The following is a 16,709-nucleotide window of genomic DNA, read 5'->3' on the forward strand; positions in this document are numbered from 1 at the left end:
CCATTGGCCGCCGTTTAGTGCATCCGGAATGATTTAGACCGCCGGAGCCGTCTCGCCCTCGACCGCCGGTTTCGGCAGCGAAGACAAGAACGCCATGATCAGCGCCGCCAGGTACGGCAGCGACTGCACGAGCAACATCGTCACCCAGAAGCGCATGTCGTTGCTCGGCAGGCCGTTCACCAGGAAAATCCCCAGTGCCGCGCTCCACAACAGCAGCATGATGAACATTTCTTCGCGAGCTTCCGAAATTGCCACCCAGAAGCCGTGGTTATCGGCGTTTTTCGGAGTGCGGAAGAACGGAATGCTGCTGGTGAAGAAGCCGTACAGCACCGCTTTGGCGATGGTGTGCGACAACGCCAACCCTGCCAATGCCGCGCAGAACGCATCCTTCAGGTTGACCCCGACCGCACGGCGGTACAGGAAGATGATCTTGCCCACCTTGAACACGAACAGCGCCAATGGCGGGATCGCGAAAATCAACAACGGTGGATCGACCCGCTGCGGCACGATGATCATCGCCGCCGACCACAACAGGGCGCCCACGGTGAAGAAGATGTTCATGCCATCCGCCACCCACGGCAACCAGCCCGCGAGGAAGTGGTAACGCTGGCCCCGGGTCAGCTCGGTGTCCTTGCCGCGCAACAGGCTTGCGGTGTGACGCTTGATGATCTGAATCGCACCGTAAGCCCAGCGGAAACGCTGTTTCTTGAAGTCGATAAAGGTATCGGGCATCAAGCCTTTGCCGTAGCTGGTGTGGTAATAAGCCGCCGACAGGCCTTTCTCGAATACGCGCAGACCCAACTCGGCGTCTTCACAGATGCACCAGTCAGCCCAGCCCAGTTCCTCGAGCACCGAGCGCCGGGTCATGGTCATGGTGCCGTGCTGAATGATCGCGTCACGGTCGTTACGGGTGACCATGCCGATGTGGAAGAAACCTTTGTATTCCGCGTAGCAGAGCTTCTTGAAGGTGCTTTCGTTCTGGTCGCGGTAATCCTGTGGCGACTGCACCACGGCGATTTTCGGATCGGCGAAGTGCGGCACCATGTGCTTGAGCCAGTTCGGGTCGACGCAGTAGTCCGAGTCAATCACCGCAATCACTTCGGCATCCTTGGCGGTGTGCGGAATCAGATAATTCAGCGCGCCGCCCTTGAAGCCGGCCAATGGCGCGACGTGGAAGAATTTGAAGCGCGGGCCGAGGGTTTCGCAATAATCGCGCACCGGTTCCCAGACCGCCGGGTCCTTGGTGTTGTTGTCGATGATCAGGACTTCGAAGTCCGGATAGTCGAGGTTGGCCAGGGCGTTGAGGGTCTGTTTGACCATCTCCGGCGGCTCGTTGTAGCAAGGCACGTGAATCGAGACTTTCGGTCGGTAGTCCGAATCGCCGACCACCGGCAGAAATTCACGCCGACGCTTGTGGGTCCAGACCGCTTCGGCCAGTTCATGCGCCTCGGTCAGCAGCACGATAAACACCCCGAGTGCGCCAAGGGCAAGCAAGAAGCCCACCGTCAGGCTGAACCAGGTGCTGTATTGCTGGCTGTAGTCGTAACCGATCCACACCAGCACCGAACCACAGAGGAACGCGATGAAGGTCAGGAAGGTGCGGCCGCGTTGACGCAAGGCCGAGCCGTCGATCATCAGCAGGGTTAGCGACAGCAGAGCCAACACCACCGAACCGATGGCCAGCACGCGCCATTGCGGGATCGCGACGACCGGGCCTTCAAAGTTGAATTTCTGCTGGCGCGCGGCGTTGAAAACGCCCCAGTAAGCGCCCACGGAACCTTCATCACTGGCCTTCCACGGTTGGTCAAAGGCTTCGATCACGAAGTAGTTGAAGCCCTGGCGATTGAGCTTGTTGACCAAGGTCCGCAGATAAATCGCCTGGTCTGCCGGCGACGCGTCGGCGCCACCGCGCATACGACCGTTGCTCGGCCAGCCGACTTCGGACAGCAGCAGCGGTTTTTTCGGGAACATCTTTTTCAGGTCACGGGCGCGGTCGAGTACGAACTGCCCGGACTGCTCCATCGGAACATGTTCCCAGTACGGCAGGACGTGGGCGGCGATCAGGTCGACGTGCTTGGCCAGGCTCGGGTTTTCTTCCCAGACGTGCCATTGCTCGGAGGTCGTCACCGGAACCTTCACTGCCGCTCGGACGCGATCAAGGATCACGCTCAGTTCGGCGGCGGTAATTTCCTTACGGAAGATCGCCTCGTTACCGACCACCACGCGAACCACGCTGCGGGAGGTATTGGCCAGGTCAATGGCGCGCAGGATTTCACGCTCGTTGCGTTCCAGGTCCGGGCTGATCCAGATACCCAACGTCACGCGCAAACCGAATTCTTCGGCGAGCTTGGGAATATCCCCCAGGCTGCCATCGACCGAGTAAGTGCGGATGTTGTCCGTCAGCTTGGTCATGATCTCCAGATCGCGACGCATTTCATCGTCGGTCGGATATTGCTCTTTTTGTGGGTATTGCCCTTGCTGGAACGGCGAGTACGAAAAGCCGGAGATCTGTTCAGGCCAGTTGGGGGCGGTGACCGGGCGATTGATCAGCGCCCAGAAGCCGGTAAACAAGGCAGCGATGGCGAGCACCACGACCAGGTTGAGTCCAAATTTACGCGATGACATAGCTTATTCAGGTTCCGGAGGCTGTGGAACGAAGGAACGGTCTGCGGCTGGCTGCTAAAGGGGCAGGGGGCGCGCATCCTACACCGGGCGTTCACTGACCGTACAGCGGACAGGGAAATGCCGGACGTTGGGCAATCCAACTCGGTTTAAGTTCTTTCGTTGGACCTTGTAGGTTAAATCTTGGTTCTGTGTAGGCTGACTAAAGAGGTAAAGACGCCCGTTCATAGCCCAAAGATGCTCTTGGCCGCTGACGGCCCTATAATGCGCGCCGGTTTTTGGGGTAATGGTCATGAGTACAGAAGATCCGCGGTTTGCAGGCATCGCCCGTTTGTATGGCATCGACGGCCTGGAGCGTTTGCGCGCGGCCCACGTGGCGATCGTCGGCGTTGGTGGCGTCGGTTCCTGGGCGGCGGAAGCCGTCGCCCGTTGTGGCGTGGGCGAGATTTCGCTGTTCGACCTGGACGACGTCTGCGTCAGCAACGCCAACCGTCAGTTGCACGCGCTGGACAGCACCGTCGGCAAACCCAAGGTTGACGTGATGGCCGAGCGCCTGCGCGGGATCAATCCGGACTGCACCGTGCACGCTGTGGCGGATTTCGTCACCCGCGAGACCATGGCCGAATACATCACGCCGAACATCGACTGCGTCATTGATTGCATCGACAGCGTGAATGCCAAGGCTGCGCTGATCGCCTGGTGCAAACGCCGCAAGATCCAGATCATCACCACCGGCGGCGCGGGCGGGCAGATTGATCCGACGTTGATTCAGGTTTGCGACTTGAACCGGACCTTCAATGATCCGTTGGCCTCGAAAGTGCGCTCGACCTTGCGCCGGGATTACAACTTCTCACGCACCGTGACCCGCCACTACAGCGTGCCGTGCGTGTTTTCCACCGAACAACTGCGCTACCCGAAACCGGATGGCAGCATTTGCTTGCAGAAGAGTTTTGTCGGGGATGGCGTGAAGCTGGACTGTGCCGGCGGGTTTGGTGCGGTGATGATGGTGACGGCGACGTTTGGCATGGTCGCGGCGACCAAGGCTGTGGATAAGATTGTGGCCGGGGTACGGCGCCCCGCGGATCGCATTAAACCTCAAGCTGAAACGTAAACCCGCGTAGGAGCTGCCGAAGGCTGCGATCTTTTGATCTTTAGCGTGACCACTGGCGCCGAAGATCAAAAGATCGCAGCCTTCGGCAGCTCCTACACGTCGCTCAGGCTCTGCATTCGCTGTAACACGGCATTAAGGCCATTACTGCGCGAAGGGGACAGTTGCCGGGAAAGCCCAAGCTGATTAAACCAATCCGGCAAATCCACTTGCTGCAGCTCAACCGCCGACAACCCGTTAACCCGCGCCAGCAGCAACGCCACCAGCCCGCGAATCAACCGCGCATCGCTGCTCGCGGCAAACTGCCAGTGACCATCCTGCAATTCACCCACCAACCACACCTGGCTTTCACAGCCATGCACGCGGTTGGCGTCGATCTTATCCACATCGCTCAATGCTGGCAGGCGCTCCCCCCATTGCATCAACAGCCGCGCCCGTTGTTCCCAGCCGGCAGCATTCTTAAAAGTCTCCAGCGCCGTGGCCGCATCGGCAGGCAAGTTCATCGCAACAACTCCAGCGCCTGATCCAGCGCTTCAAAAAACCGCTCCAGGTCTTCGGAATCGTTGTACAGCGCCAACGACACCCGGATCGCCCCGGCCAGTTCAAAACGCTTGAGCAATGGCATGGCGCAATGATGACCGGCGCGCACCGCGATCCCCTGTTCGGTCAGCAAATGCGCCAAATCAGAGTTATGCACACCCTCGACGACAAAACTGGCCAGCGCCAGTTGCGGCTTGCCCAGCAATCGAATGCCGTTGCGTGCTTCAAGGCCTTTGAGCAAATAGTCATGCAACGCTGCTTCGTGGGCGGACACGGCGTCCTGATCAAGCCCGGCCAGATAATCCAGCGTTGCCCCCAGACCAATCACACCGGCAATCGGCGGCGTACCCGCCTCAAACCCCAGTGGCGCAGGGCGAAAGCGAGCGGTGTGGTAATCCGCATCCAGCACCATTTCACCGCCGAATTGCCAATGGCGCAGTTGCTCAAGCGCTTCGTTGCGTCCGAACAGCACGCCCAGCCCATCGGGGCCATAGAGCTTGTGACTGGAAAACACATAGAAGTCGCAACCCAGCGCCTGCACATCGTGCCGGCCATGAACCACGCCTTGGGCGCCATCGACCACGGTCAGCGCGTTATGCGCCTTGGCCATCGTCAGGAGCGCGGGCAACGGCTGCCAGGCGCCGAGTACATTGGACAGCTGACTGACTGCCAGCAAGCGGGTTCGCGGACCGATCAGCTGCGCGGCAGCATCAAGGTCAATCAAACCGTCGGCGTCCAGTGGCAGGATCACCAGCTTCAGGTCGCGACGGTGGGCCAGTTGCTGCCATGGCAACAGATTGGCGTGATGCTCCAGGGCGCTGATGACAACTTCATCGCCGGGATTGAAAAGATGTTCCAGGCCATAAGCCAGGAGGTTCAGCGCAGACGTTGCGCCATGGGTAAAGATGATCTGCCCGCAATCGCCGGCATTGAGCCAATGGGCGACTTTGCTGCGGCTGGCCTCGAACGCCTGGGTGGCGTGGGCGCCGGGCAGGTGTTGCGCCCGATGCACGTTGGCCGCGCCGTTGGCGTAGTAATGCGCCAGGGCATCCAGCAGGGCTTGAGGTTTTTGCGTGGTGGCGGCGTTGTCCAGATAGGTCTGGTCTTGCCGTTGCAATGCGGCGATGGCCGGAAAATCGGCGCGCCAGGGAGAGGGAATCATCATGTGTTGAGCCCTGTGAACTTGGGCGGGTGTACACCGGACCTTGTGGGAGCGAGCTTGCTCGCGATGGCGTCCGTCAGGGCGCCAAAAAGCATCGCGAGCAAGTCGAATCGTCGCACCGTCGCTCCCACAGGTGCCTGCGGCACTTAGTTGTGAGCGTGCAGCGCTTCGTTCAGTTCGATCGCCGATTTGTGGGTTTTGCATTCCACAGCGCCGGTTTCCGAATTACGGCGGAACAGCAGGTCCGGCTGACCGGCCAGTTCACGAGCCTTCACGACTTTGACCAACTGATTTTTTTCGTCCAGCAGCGCCACTTTGGTACCGGCGGTCACGTACAGGCCCGATTCAACGGTGTTGCGATCGCCCAACGGAATGCCGATACCGGCATTCGCGCCGATCAGGCAGCCTTCGCCGACCTTGATCACGATGTTGCCGCCGCCCGACAGGGTGCCCATGGTCGAGCAACCGCCGCCCAGGTCCGAACCCTTGCCGACGAATACGCCAGCGGAAACGCGGCCTTCGATCATGCCCGGGCCTTCGGTGCCGGCGTTGAAGTTGACGAAACCTTCGTGCATCACGGTGGTGCCTTCGCCGACGTAAGCGCCCAGACGAATACGTGCCGCGTCAGCGATACGCACGCCGGCCGGAACCACGTAGTCGGTCATTTTCGGGAATTTGTCCACCGAGAACACTTCCAGCAGCTCGCCACGCAGACGGGCTTCCAGTTGATGCTCGGCCAGTTCGGCCAGGTCGATTGCGCCCTGGCTGGTCCAGGCCACGTTCGGCAGCAGTGGGAACACACCCGCCAGGTTCAGGCCGTGCGGCTTGACCAGGCGATGGGACAGCAGGTGCAGCTTCAGGTAGGCCTCAGGGGTGGAGGTCAACTGAGCGTCTTCGGCCAGAATGGTCGCGACCAGCGGCTTGTGGCTCTCGGCCAGACGGGTCAGCAAGGCAGCCTGGGCAGCGTCGACGCTTTTCAGGGCTTCAGCCAGTTGCGACGCCTGAGCGGTGGTGAACGCGATGGCCTGATTGCCTTCGGTGTAGCCCAGAACAGGCGCGATGGCAGCGACCAGTTCGGCCGACGGGTTGAGCAGTGGCTGCGCGTAAAACACTTCCAGCCATGCACCTTGACGGTTTTGAGTGCCGACACCAAAGGCCAGGCTGAACAGGGTAGTGGACATGTTGATACCTCTAACAAAATGGAACGGGCTGCCTTACTTGAGCGCTGCCGCGTAGATATCTGGCTTGAAGCCAATCAGGGTTCGGTCACCGAGATCAAGCACCGGGCGCTTGATCATCGAGGGTTGTGCGAGCATCAGTTCGATGGCTTTCGGCTGGTCGAGATCGGCTTTGCGTTCGTCGTCGAGCTTGCGAAAGGTCGTGCCTGCACGGTTCAACACCACTTGCCAGCCGTGCTCGTCGCACCATTGGCTCAGGTGTTCACGGTCGATTCCGACCGTCTTGTAATCATGAAAGTTGTAGCTGACAGCGTGTTCATCGAGCCAGGTGCGCGCCTTTTTCATGGTGTCGCAGGCTTTGATGCCGAAAAGGTGCAACGTTTTGCTTGAAACGGTCAAGGAATTGCCCCCTTTGCAGGTGCTGGAAATAAAAGGTGACGGATTATGCCATGACCGGACGGTTTCGCGTCGGTCGTGGTTGATATGCCACCGCAAAACCTGTGGGAGCGAGCTTGCTCGCGATGGCGGCGCAGCAGGCAACCATGATGCTGAATATTATGGCCTCATCGCGAGCAAGCTCGCTCCCACAGAGATTGCGGTGTTTGCGGTGTGCGGCATTGGTACAACGGCCAGCCAGCAGTCTAAGCGGATAATATGGCACTTCCACTGCAGCCTGTTGCCTGAAGTGTGCCGCTTCGGCTGGGCAATACCTTAGTCTGAATAGATCTTGTGCATGCATCGCTGGTCAAGTTGGCGGGGTAACCGTATTGCATCCCTCCAGCCCGCCATCGATAGTGAAACTGTTAAATACTGAGTAATGCCTGAATAACTATTTGCTGTAAGCACTTTTACGTGTTTCGGTAATCATTTAAGTGCTGAGTAATTTTGAAGCTGTTTCTTTGTCTGGTCGCAGGGGAAGTGTCGGCGCAAGTACCTTGTCAGAGGGGGAACTGCCATGGTGAATAAGGGCGGTGTAACAGGCGTTTGGCTGGATTAGGGGGAAATTCGACGAATAAACGCGATGTCGGCTGCGCTGATATGTGGGTTTTCTGTTTGCTTCCAATCACCCAGGGTGTACTCGTTGGATATCTCATAGTGCACGACCGAATGTCGGTCATACGCCGCATAAGTCCGGCTGGCATCGCGGGGGAGAGGAAAGACGTTCAGGTCCACCTGCGCCCTCGACCAACCAAATTTTTGTCGATACAACTCGTAGGTTTTTCCTTGTCCCAAGGAATGTTTGCCTCAGGATGTTGATGCGCGTGCATCAAACCCAAAGCGTGTCCGAACTCATGAATAGCGGTGAATTCAAAGCGGGGCGAGGAGTAGCTGGTTCCCAGTAACATGGTTGGACTATGAGCTTGAACCGCCAGAGCATCTGTTCCGATTTCCGACCTCCCAGTCCCATCATAGTGATGAGACAAGTAAACGCGGATATCCCCCTCGTATTCCATGTCGTTGTCAGAAAGCTCCACAAAATCGAACGTGAGGTTGACGTAGGGTAGCCATTTGCTGGCTGCAGCCTTTACTGCCTGGAACAAATCCTCGTCATGTCGGGAGATTGCGATCTTTAATGTTCTGCCAGGTTTCCAGTATTTCGTGTGTTCAGCGACGCTTCGTTTTTTTTCGGTTTGATTTGTGTTGAGTGGAATTGTCGGGGCGTTCAGAAGTTGCTACTTCATAGGAAGCCAGTTCGTGAATGCTTTTGATGATGCTGCAGGGTTTAAAGTTTGGCATTGACAGTGTCCTTGTTGGCCGCTTCCGAGAAAGTTCGGAAGTTGCGGTAAAGTTTGAGGTTAGTCGTTGGAGGGTTGCGGGGTAAAGTTGTGATTTCTTAGTGTTTGTTGCTGGGTGTTTAAGTTCGGCCTGCACTACGTTGCGCAGTGCAGGCGAGAACTAAAAACCGCACGAACGGCCATTCATGCGCTCGAAGCCGAAGAAGCCAATCCTCAGGGCGCCGCTCAGTCCACGCTGGCTGCAGAGCTCAAGGCGCGGATCATGTCCGATTATCGGCATTAACGGGAGGTGTTCAACGATTCGGCGGAGGCCCAGGCACTGGCGTTTCAGATGAACTTGCTGGAGCGACGACTGCGGTTGAAGGCGCTGCGAGCGCAGCGCCTGGAGTTGTACAAGCTCAGTCGTCATCACCAGATTGGGGATGACGTGTTACGAGAAGTATTGGGTGAGCTGGACTTGAGTGAGGCCAATCTTGGGCTAGCTAAATAGTCTAACCGTGCTCACTCGAATCTATGGGCCACTTGACTGCTAACGTTTGGGATAAAGCAACTTCATAAGTTTTTTATCTTTTTTACTGATCTTTCGGTTAATAGGGATTTCCCAATCGCCCAGTGTCAGCGTGTTAGCCACCGGGTGGTGCATGATGGACTTTCTGTCGTAAGGCGTATAAATCGCTGCGATCGTATCGAAGGAAGCAAAGAGGTTTCTGTCGACTTGCTCTTTGGTCAGCGGATTCATCTCGCGATTCTGATAGAACGCATACACTTTCGGTTTATCCCAAGGGATATTAGCGTCGGGGTGTTGGTGTTCGTGCATCGCCCCTAATGCATGCCCGAACTCATGAATCACGATCACTTCAAAGTCGTCATGTTCAGGTTTGACACCCAAGTTCATGGTTGGCCAGTCCGGATGAATCAATAGAGAATCAGTGCCCAGCATTGAGCTGTTGTCATTGTTTTTTGTTGCGATTCTGATGTCACCCTCGAGCCCATCAACGAAGTCGAAGCGCAGATTGATATAGGGCAGCCACTGGCTGGCCGCATTGATGATCTTCTGTTTGTGTTCATCGTCGGGGCCGTCGATAAACGCGATTTTGAGTGTGCGTCCGTTTGCCCACAATTTTGAATAATTGATCAGAGAGCGCTTGCGACGAGCGCCGCCGCCGGTGCCGGCATTCTCAGGGTTCTCGTTGATGGCGGCTTCGTAGGATTGTTGATCGTCGGGCCATTGGATAAGGGTGCAATCTTCAATACTGTTCATTGGCTACTTCTTCCTTGAAGTGAGGTCGTGTGAATACGCACGCTAATGCGCTGCACGAGAGTAAAGGGGACTATGCAGTTCGGTAAGCTTTGATTTCGGCTGAAGTGTTACCGGTTATAAAAATGTACCCGCACTGCGTTGCACAGTGCGGGCGGGAGACTACTTGTTGCGGGTAATAAACGCGCGAATTCGTTCTGCGGCTTCGATGCATTCGGCCAACGGCGCGACTAAAGCCATGCGCACACGACCAGCGCCCGGATTAGCACCGTCGACGTCACGGGACAGATAAGAACCCGGCACCACAGTCACATGCTCTTCGACAAACAGGTCGCGGCAAAACGCTTCGTCATCACCGTCAACGCTCGGCCACAAGTAAAAGCCGCCATCCGGGCGCTGCACATCCATCACCGGGCTGAGGATCTCCAGCACCGCATCGTATTTCTCGCGGTACAGCGCACGGTTGGCACGCACGTGCACTTCGTCATTCCACGCGGCAACGCTGGCCAGTTGGGTCTGAACCGGCATCGCGCAGCCGTGGTAGGTGCGATAGAGCAGGAAGCCTTTGAGAATGTCGGCATCACCGGCCACAAAACCCGAGCGCAGGCCCGGCAGGTTGGAGCGCTTGGACAGACTGTGGAACACCACGCAACGCTTGAAGTCCTTGCGGCCCAGTTCCACGCAGGCGCTGAGCAGCCCGGCCGGCGGGGTTTGTTCGTCGAAATACAGTTCGCTGTAGCACTCGTCGGCGGCGATCACGAAGTCGTATTCGTCGGCCAGGGCGATCAGCTTCTTCAGGGTCTCGACGGGGATCAGTGCGCCGGTCGGATTGCCCGGCGAGCACAGGAACAGGATCTGGCAGCGTTTCCAGATGTCAGGGGAAACGGCGTCGAAATCAGGGTTGAAGCCGTTTTCGTCCAGGCACGGCAGGTAATGCGGCTTGGCCCCGGCTAGGAAAGCGGCGCCTTCATAGATCTGATAGAACGGGTTCGGGCTGACCACCAGTGCATCGTCGCCACGGTTGACTACGGTCTGGGTGAACGCGAACAGCGCTTCGCGGGTACCGTTGACCGGCAGCACGTTGCGCGCCGGGTCGAGCCAGCCGTTTGGAACGCTGAAACGACGTTCGCACCACGCGGCGATGGCTTCACGCAGGACCGGGATGCCGAGGGTGGTCGGGTACACGGCCATCTGATCCAGATTGCTTGCCAGGGCTTCGGCGACAAAGCTTGGCGAACGGTGTTTCGGCTCGCCGATGGACAGTGCGATGGCACGTTTGTCCGGGTTTGGCGTGACGCTGCCGAGCAGGGCGCGGAGCTTCTCGAACGGGTAGGGCTGCAATTGGTTAAGAGCGTTGTTCATCGGTGCGGGGTCTCGTTCAAAGCGGCTGAATCCTGGCGCGCAATCAGATGCTGATACGCGACAGTTTGATATCGGGTTCGTTACTGACGGTCAGCTGTTCGACGATTGCATCCTGCAAGCGGCTGCACAGCAATGGGTCGGACAACGGCTGGTTGTTCGCGTCGGTGATGAAGAACACGTCTTCCACGCGCTCGCCGAGGGTCGCAATCTTGGCGTTCTGCAGCGATAGATCGAATTCGAGGAAAATCGTGCCGATCCGCGCGAGCAAGCCAGGGCGGTCGGGGGCGCTGAGTTCCAACACGGTCACCGGACGCTGGGCGTCGTTGTGGATCGTCACCTGTGGCGCAAACGCGAAATGCTTGAGCTGGCGCGGTACCCGACGCTGAATGATGGTCGGGTAGTCGTCCGGGTTGCGCAGGGCTTCGGTCAGGCCTTCGCGAATCTGTTTGACCCGCGCCGGGTTATCGCCGATCGAGTCGCCGTCGGTGTCGAGCACGATGTAGGTGTCGAGGGTGAACTGGCTGCTGGAGGTGATGACCCGGGCGTCGTGAATGTTCAGGTTGAGCTGGTCCATTGCCGCCACGGTCACGGCGAAGAAGTCGTGCTGGTCCGGCGCATAGATAAAAATCTGCGTGCCGCCTTCGAACTCGCGCTGGGTGGTTTCCTTGATCAGCACCAGCGGCCCGCCATCGGCCGGCTGCTGGAGGATCGCGTCACTGTGCCAGGCCACGTCGCCGGCGGTGTGGCGCAGGAAGTAGTCATCGCCCAATTGCGCCCACAACTGCTCGACGTCGTCCGGATCGGTGCCGCCGCGTACCAGAATGTCCAGCGCTGCACTCTGGGTCTGGCGAATCTGCTCTTCGCGATCGACCGGGTTTTCCAGGCCGCGACGCAAGGCACGCTTGGTCTCGGTGTAGAGCTGGCGCAACAGGCTGGCGCGCCAGGAATTCCACAGCGTCGGGTTGGTGGCGTTGATGTCGGCGACGGTCAACACGTACAGATAATCGAGGTGGGTTTCGTCGCCGACGATTTGCGCGAAATCGTGGATGACCTGCGGGTCGGATAAGTCCTTGCGCTGGGCGGTGGTCGACATCACCAAATGGTTCTGCACCAGCCAGACGATCAGGCGGCTGTCCCACACCGGCAACTGGTGGCGTTGGCAAAAGGCTTCGGCATCCACGGCGCCGATTTCCGAGTGGTCGCCATGCCGGCCCTTGCCGATGTCGTGGTACAGGCCGGCCAGGTAGATCAGCTCGGGTTTGGGCAATTTGCCCATGAGCTTGCTGGCCAGCGGGAATTTTTCCGACACCTGGGTGTACTGCAACTTACGCAGGTGCTTGATCAGGTTCAGGGTGTGAGCATCGACCGTATAGATGTGAAACAGGTCGTGCTGCATCTGCCCGACGATGAAGCCGAACTCCGGCAAGTAGCGGCCGAGGATGCCGTAACGGTTCATCCGTCGCAGGTTGCGGTGGATGCCGATCTTGCACTTGAACAGTTCGATAAACAGGCTGGTATTGCGGATGTCGTTGCGGAAATCGTCGTCGATCAGGTGACGGTTTTCTCGCAGCAGACGAATGGTGTCGGCGCGCACACCTTTGATTTCCGGCTGCTGGGCCATCAGTACGAAGATTTCCAGCATGGCGAACGGAGTTCGGCGGAACACGTTGTCGTTGCGCGCCTCGATGTAACCGTCGTGCAGTTGGAATCGCGAGTTGATCGGCTGCGGCGGCGCTTCGTCTTCCGGCGCGAGGATGACTTCCTCGAAGTGCTGGATGATCAGGTCGCTTAGCTGGGCAATGCTCATGACCACCCGGTAATACTGCTGCATGAAGTTTTCGATGGCTTGCTTGGCGTCATCGCCTTTGAAGCCCAGCAGCCCGGCGATGGTTCGCTGGTGATCAAACAGCAAGCGGTCTTCGGAACGGCCGGCGAGCATGTGCAGGGCGTAACGAACCTTCCACAGGAATTCCTGGGAGGAGGCCAGCAGGGCGTTTTCGCTCTCGACCAGGAAACCTTCGCCGGCCAGGGCCCGCAGGTTCAGGGTGCCGTATTCACGACGGGCCACCCACAGAATCGTCTGAATATCCCGTAGGCCGCCGGGCGAGCCTTTGACGTTGGGTTCCAGGTTGTATTCGGTGTCGTTGTACTTGTGGTGACGGGCCTTCTGCTCGGCGCGTTTGGCCAGGAAGAATTCCTTGCTCGGCCACATGTGCGCGGTACTGGTGACGTCCAGCATGCGCTGACGCAAGCGCTCGGGGCCGCAGATGGTACGGCTTTCCATCAGGTTGGTGACGACCGTCAGGTCGGCGCGGGCCTCCTGGACGCATTCGTCGACGGAGCGAACGCTCTGACCCACTTCCAGGCCGATGTCCCACAACAGCGTCAGAAAACGCTCAATGGAATCGCGGAAAACTTCGTGATCGGCGCTGTCCAGCAGGATCAGTAAATCGATGTCGGAATAAGGGTGCAACTCGCCGCGACCGTAGCCGCCGACCGCGACCAGCGCGATGTTGGCTTCGGAACTCAAGCTGAACTGCTCCCAGGCCTTTTGCAGGATGTTATCGACGAACCAGGCGCGATCCTCGATCAACCGGCGAATGTCGCGGCCGCTGCGAAAGCGCTCGTCGAGCACCTCGCGGGCCTGGCGAATCGCCTTCTTGAAGGCCGCGATCGGGCTTGCCTTCAGGGCCAATTCAGCCTGGAACTGGCCACGGTCGAAGAGTTCGGGATCCACCTGCGGCATCGATTGGCTTTCCTGTCTATAAGGCTGAGGAGCTGCGCGCCCGGATCAGGCCGAAACGCGCGGGATGGTGTCGTCGGCGCGCAGGGTGAAGATCTCGTAACCGGTTTCGGTTACCAGCAGGGTGTGTTCCCACTGTGCCGACAGCTTGCGGTCCTTGGTGATCGCGGTCCAGCCGTCGCCCAGTACCTTGGTGTCGGCTTTGCCCTGGTTGATCATCGGCTCGATGGTGAAGGTCATGCCGGCTTTCAGTTCCATGCCGGTGCCGGCGCGGCCGTAGTGCAGGATCTGCGGCTCTTCATGGAACACCTTGCCGATGCCGTGACCGCAGAATTCGCGAACCACGGAAAAACCGTTCTTTTCAGCGTGCTTCTGAATGACTTCACCGATGTCGCCCAAGCGGCAGCCGGGTTTGACGATTTCGATGGCCTTGTACATGCATTCCTGGGTGATTTGCGACAGGCGCTCGGCCCAGACCGGCACGGTGCCGACATGGAACATGCGGCTGGTGTCGCCGTGGTAGCCGTCCTTGATGACGGTGACGTCGATGTTCAGCGTGTCGCCATCCTTCAATGGCTTCTCGTTCGGAATGCCGTGGCAGACCACGTGGTTGATCGAGGTGCAGATCGACTTCGGGAAGCCCTTGTAGTTGAGCGGGGCAGGGATGGCTTTCTGCTCGTTGACGATGTAGTCGTGGCAGATGCGGTCCAGTTCTTCAGTGGTAATGCCCGGCTTGACATGTTCGGCAATCATTTCCAGCACATCGGCGGCCAGTTTGCCGGCGATGCGCATTTTTGCGATGTCCTCTGGGGTTTTGAGGGTGACGGTCATACAGGCTCTCTCTGCGCTCGATGGCGCCTTCTAAAACGGAATGGGCGTTGCGCGGTCGATCTTCGCGGCCCTGAAAAACGCGATTCTAACAGACGAGCAGCGCAAATCTGAGCCTCTGTGCATCGCTTCTCCTTATAGAATGGCGCATTCTTGGAGGATTCCAAGGGCTGGAACCAAAGCACGCACCAGGATTTAACAATCCGGGTTCCGTTTTTTTCAGCCTTGTGATATAAAATGCGCCGCTTTCCGGGGATCCCCTGAAAAGCCTAAATCCACACACGTGTCGACACGATGACCTGGGTGCCTTCAGCTGATGCTGCTGGTTGGTCATTGGGATACGTGGAGGCCAAACCCGACTTATTAAGGAACTATCATGTCCCAAGTCAACATGCGCGATATGCTGAAGGCCGGTGTGCACTTCGGTCACCAGACCCGTTACTGGAACCCGAAAATGGGTAAATACATTTTCGGCGCGCGTAACAAGATCCACATCATCAACCTTGAAAAAACCCTGCCAATGTTCAACGAAGCTCTGACTTTCGTAGAGCGTCTGGCCCAGGGCAAAAACAAGATTCTGTTCGTCGGCACCAAGCGTTCCGCTGGCAAGATCGTTGCTGAAGAAGCAGCACGTTGCGGTTCGCCGTACGTCGATCACCGCTGGTTGGGCGGCATGCTGACCAACTTCAAAACCATCCGTGCTTCCATCAAGCGTCTGCGTGACCTTGAAGTGCAAGCCGAAGACGGTACTTTCGCCAAGCTGACCAAGAAAGAAGCGCTGATGCGCACTCGCGATCTTGAGAAGCTCGATCGTTCCCTGGGTGGTATCAAGGACATGGGCGGTCTGCCAGACGCTCTGTTCGTTATCGACGTTGATCACGAGCGCATCGCGATCACCGAAGCCAACAAGCTGGGCATCCCGGTTATCGGCGTAGTCGACACCAACAGCAGCCCGGAAGGCGTTGACTACATCATCCCAGGCAACGATGACGCAATCCGCGCTATCCAGCTGTACATGGGTTCGATGGCTGACGCTGTAATCCGCGGTCGCAACCACGTTGCTGGCGGCACCGAGCAGTTCGTTGAAGAAGCTCCGGTAGCAGCAGCTGAGTAATTGACGCCTTGGCGTTGACTCAGTAAGCAAAAAGGGGGCTTGGCCCCCTTTTTGCCACCTCGAAAACCGTTTGTCGGTAGCGCAGTTGCATTGTCTGTAGCATGCAGCGACCCGCAGCGGTGGTTCGGGAAGAATTGATCGCCCGTTCGATCGGGTGGAATGGTTGAAAACCTATCCAAGAGGAATTTTGAAATGGCAGAGATTACTGCAGCGTTGGTCAAAGAACTGCGCGAGCGTACTGGCGAAGGCATGATGGACTGCAAAAAGGCCTTGACCAAGGCTGGCGGCGACATCGAGAAAGCCATTGATGACATGCGTGCTTCGGGCGCCATCAAGGCTGCCAAGAAAGCTGGCAACGTTGCCGCTGAAGGCGCGATCGCTCTGAAGGAAGACGGTAAATCCGCCGTTCTGCTGGAAGTGAACTCGCAGACCGACTTCCTGGCTCTGCAGGACGACTTCAAGGCATTTGTTGCTTCCAGCGTTGAAAAAGCGTTCGCTGACAAACTGACTGATGTCGCTCCGCTGATCGCAGCTCAAGAAGCCGATCGCCTGGTTCTGGTCGGCAAGGTTGGCGAAAACGTCAACATCCGTCGCCTGGCTCGCGTTGAAGGTGACGTTGTTGGTGGTTACCTGCACGGCAACAAGATCGGTGTTGTGGTTGCCCTTAAAGGCGGCACCGTTGAGCTGGCCAAGGACATCGCTATGCACGTAGCGGCCACCAACCCTGAATTCCTGCTGCCATCGGAAGTTTCCGCTGAAGCGGTCGAGCGTGAGAAAGGCGTGTTCCTGACCCTCAACGCTGACAAGATCGCCGGCAAGCCGGAAAACATCGTTGAAAACATGGTCAAAGGTCGTATCAGCAAGTTCCTGGCTGAAGCGAGCCTGGTTGAGCAGGCGTTCGTCAAGAACCCTGAAATCAAGGTTGGCGAACTGGCCAAGAAAGCCGGTGCTGAAATCGTTTCCTTCACCTACTTCAAAGTAGGCGATGGCATCGAGAAGCCGGTTGACAACTTCGCTGAAGAAGTTGCTGCCCAGCTGGCTGCCGCCAAGCAATAGGA

Annotated in this window: 13 protein-coding genes and 1 pseudogene; 4 read left to right on the forward strand and 10 right to left on the reverse strand. The window is 58.0% G+C overall.

What is annotated here, in order from left to right; translation table 11 throughout:
• Positions 1–33 precede the first annotated feature (33 nt).
• On the reverse strand, positions 34–2,625 hold the full coding sequence (locus CUN63_RS19175; protein WP_129441597.1) for a glycosyltransferase: 2,592 nt from the start codon (positions 2,623–2,625) through the stop codon (positions 34–36).
• Between the two features lie 289 nt (positions 2,626–2,914).
• Here CUN63_RS19175 and tcdA point away from each other — a divergent pair, with 289 nt between their 5' ends.
• Complete coding sequence (gene tcdA, locus CUN63_RS19180; RefSeq protein WP_371927044.1) at positions 2,915–3,733, forward strand: tRNA cyclic N6-threonylcarbamoyladenosine(37) synthase TcdA; 819 nt, start codon at positions 2,915–2,917, stop codon at positions 3,731–3,733.
• A 92-nt stretch (positions 3,734–3,825) separates the two neighbouring features.
• On the opposite strand, the gene CUN63_RS19185 is transcribed toward tcdA, so the two are convergent.
• From CUN63_RS19185 to CUN63_RS32260, 5 genes are all read right to left on the reverse strand, one after another.
• The gene (locus CUN63_RS19185) at positions 3,826–4,233 is read right to left on the reverse strand and encodes a SufE family protein (RefSeq protein ID WP_129441601.1); all 408 of its coding nucleotides are present in this window, start codon (positions 4,231–4,233) and stop codon (positions 3,826–3,828) included.
• Positions 4,230–5,435 carry an aminotransferase class V-fold PLP-dependent enzyme gene (locus CUN63_RS19190; RefSeq protein ID WP_129441603.1) on the reverse strand — a complete coding sequence of 402 codons (1,206 nt, stop codon included), beginning with the start codon at positions 5,433–5,435 and terminating at the stop codon, positions 4,230–4,232. The genes CUN63_RS19185 and CUN63_RS19190 overlap by 4 nt, the downstream gene beginning before the upstream one ends.
• 143 nt (positions 5,436–5,578) lie before the next feature.
• Complete coding sequence (dapD, locus tag CUN63_RS19195; RefSeq protein ID WP_129441605.1) at positions 5,579–6,613, reverse strand: 2,3,4,5-tetrahydropyridine-2,6-dicarboxylate N-succinyltransferase; 1,035 nt, start codon at positions 6,611–6,613, stop codon at positions 5,579–5,581.
• 33 nt (positions 6,614–6,646) lie between these two features.
• Positions 6,647–7,009, reverse strand: a complete 363-nt coding sequence (locus tag CUN63_RS19200) for an ArsC family reductase (RefSeq protein WP_129441607.1) — start codon at positions 7,007–7,009, stop codon at positions 6,647–6,649.
• A gap of 764 nt (positions 7,010–7,773) precedes the next feature.
• Complete coding sequence (locus CUN63_RS32260) at positions 7,774–8,151, reverse strand: hypothetical protein (protein ID WP_256657547.1); 378 nt, start codon at positions 8,149–8,151, stop codon at positions 7,774–7,776.
• Positions 8,152–8,509: 358 nt separating this feature from the next.
• On the opposite strand from CUN63_RS32260, the pseudogene CUN63_RS19210 reads away from it, so the two are divergent.
• A pseudogene (locus CUN63_RS19210) lies at positions 8,510–8,836 on the forward strand (Na+/H+ antiporter); the annotation flags it as partial.
• Positions 8,837–8,875: 39 nt separating this feature from the next.
• On the opposite strand, the gene CUN63_RS19215 reads toward CUN63_RS19210, so the two are convergent.
• From CUN63_RS19215 to map, 4 genes are all read right to left on the reverse strand, one after another.
• Positions 8,876–9,607 carry a M12 family metallopeptidase gene (locus CUN63_RS19215; protein ID WP_129441609.1) on the reverse strand — a complete coding sequence of 244 codons (732 nt, stop codon included), beginning with the start codon at positions 9,605–9,607 and terminating at the stop codon, positions 8,876–8,878.
• Between the two features lie 159 nt (positions 9,608–9,766).
• Positions 9,767–10,966, reverse strand: coding sequence for a succinyldiaminopimelate transaminase (dapC, locus tag CUN63_RS19220; RefSeq protein ID WP_129441611.1), 1,200 nt, complete (start codon positions 10,964–10,966; stop codon positions 9,767–9,769).
• 43 nt (positions 10,967–11,009) lie between these two features.
• Positions 11,010–13,712, reverse strand: a complete 2,703-nt coding sequence (locus tag CUN63_RS19225) for a [protein-PII] uridylyltransferase (protein ID WP_129441613.1) — start codon at positions 13,710–13,712, stop codon at positions 11,010–11,012.
• Positions 13,713–13,757: 45 nt separating this feature from the next.
• Entirely contained in the window at positions 13,758–14,540 is a 783-nt protein-coding gene (gene map, locus CUN63_RS19230; RefSeq protein ID WP_123365851.1) for a type I methionyl aminopeptidase, read from the reverse strand.
• A gap of 373 nt (positions 14,541–14,913) precedes the next feature.
• Here map and rpsB point away from each other — a divergent pair, with 373 nt between their 5' ends.
• Both rpsB and tsf read left to right on the forward strand, forming a co-directional pair.
• Positions 14,914–15,651 (forward strand): 30S ribosomal protein S2, encoded by a 738-nt coding sequence (gene rpsB, locus CUN63_RS19235; protein WP_003219330.1) that lies wholly within the window; start codon positions 14,914–14,916, stop codon positions 15,649–15,651.
• Between the two features lie 192 nt (positions 15,652–15,843).
• Entirely contained in the window at positions 15,844–16,707 is an 864-nt protein-coding gene (gene tsf / locus CUN63_RS19240; RefSeq protein ID WP_129441615.1) for a translation elongation factor Ts, read from the forward strand.
• The last annotated feature ends 2 nt before the right edge of the window (positions 16,708–16,709 follow it).

This window comes from Pseudomonas sp. ACM7 (assembly GCF_004136015.1).
Classification (GTDB): domain Bacteria; phylum Pseudomonadota; class Gammaproteobacteria; order Pseudomonadales; family Pseudomonadaceae; genus Aquipseudomonas; species Aquipseudomonas frigoris.

Coding starts and splice junctions, on each gene's coding strand:
- dapD (WP_129441605.1), bottom strand. CDS start 6,613: ATGTCCACTACCCTGTTCAGCCTGGCCTTTGGTGTCGGCACTCAAAAC.
- tsf (WP_129441615.1), top strand. CDS start 15,844: ATGGCAGAGATTACTGCAGCGTTGGTCAAAGAACTGCGCGAGCGTACT.
- tcdA (WP_371927044.1), top strand. CDS start 2,915: ATGAGTACAGAAGATCCGCGGTTTGCAGGCATCGCCCGTTTGTATGGC.
- dapC (WP_129441611.1), bottom strand. CDS start 10,966: ATGAACAACGCTCTTAACCAATTGCAGCCCTACCCGTTCGAGAAGCTC.
- CUN63_RS19190 (WP_129441603.1), bottom strand. CDS start 5,435: ATGATGATTCCCTCTCCCTGGCGCGCCGATTTTCCGGCCATCGCCGCA.
- map (WP_123365851.1), bottom strand. CDS start 14,540: ATGACCGTCACCCTCAAAACCCCAGAGGACATCGCAAAAATGCGCATC.
- CUN63_RS19175 (WP_129441597.1), bottom strand. CDS start 2,625: ATGTCATCGCGTAAATTTGGACTCAACCTGGTCGTGGTGCTCGCCATC.
- CUN63_RS19215 (WP_129441609.1), bottom strand. CDS start 9,607: ATGAACAGTATTGAAGATTGCACCCTTATCCAATGGCCCGACGATCAA.
- rpsB (WP_003219330.1), top strand. CDS start 14,914: ATGTCCCAAGTCAACATGCGCGATATGCTGAAGGCCGGTGTGCACTTC.
- CUN63_RS19185 (WP_129441601.1), bottom strand. CDS start 4,233: ATGAACTTGCCTGCCGATGCGGCCACGGCGCTGGAGACTTTTAAGAAT.
- CUN63_RS19225 (WP_129441613.1), bottom strand. CDS start 13,712: ATGCCGCAGGTGGATCCCGAACTCTTCGACCGTGGCCAGTTCCAGGCT.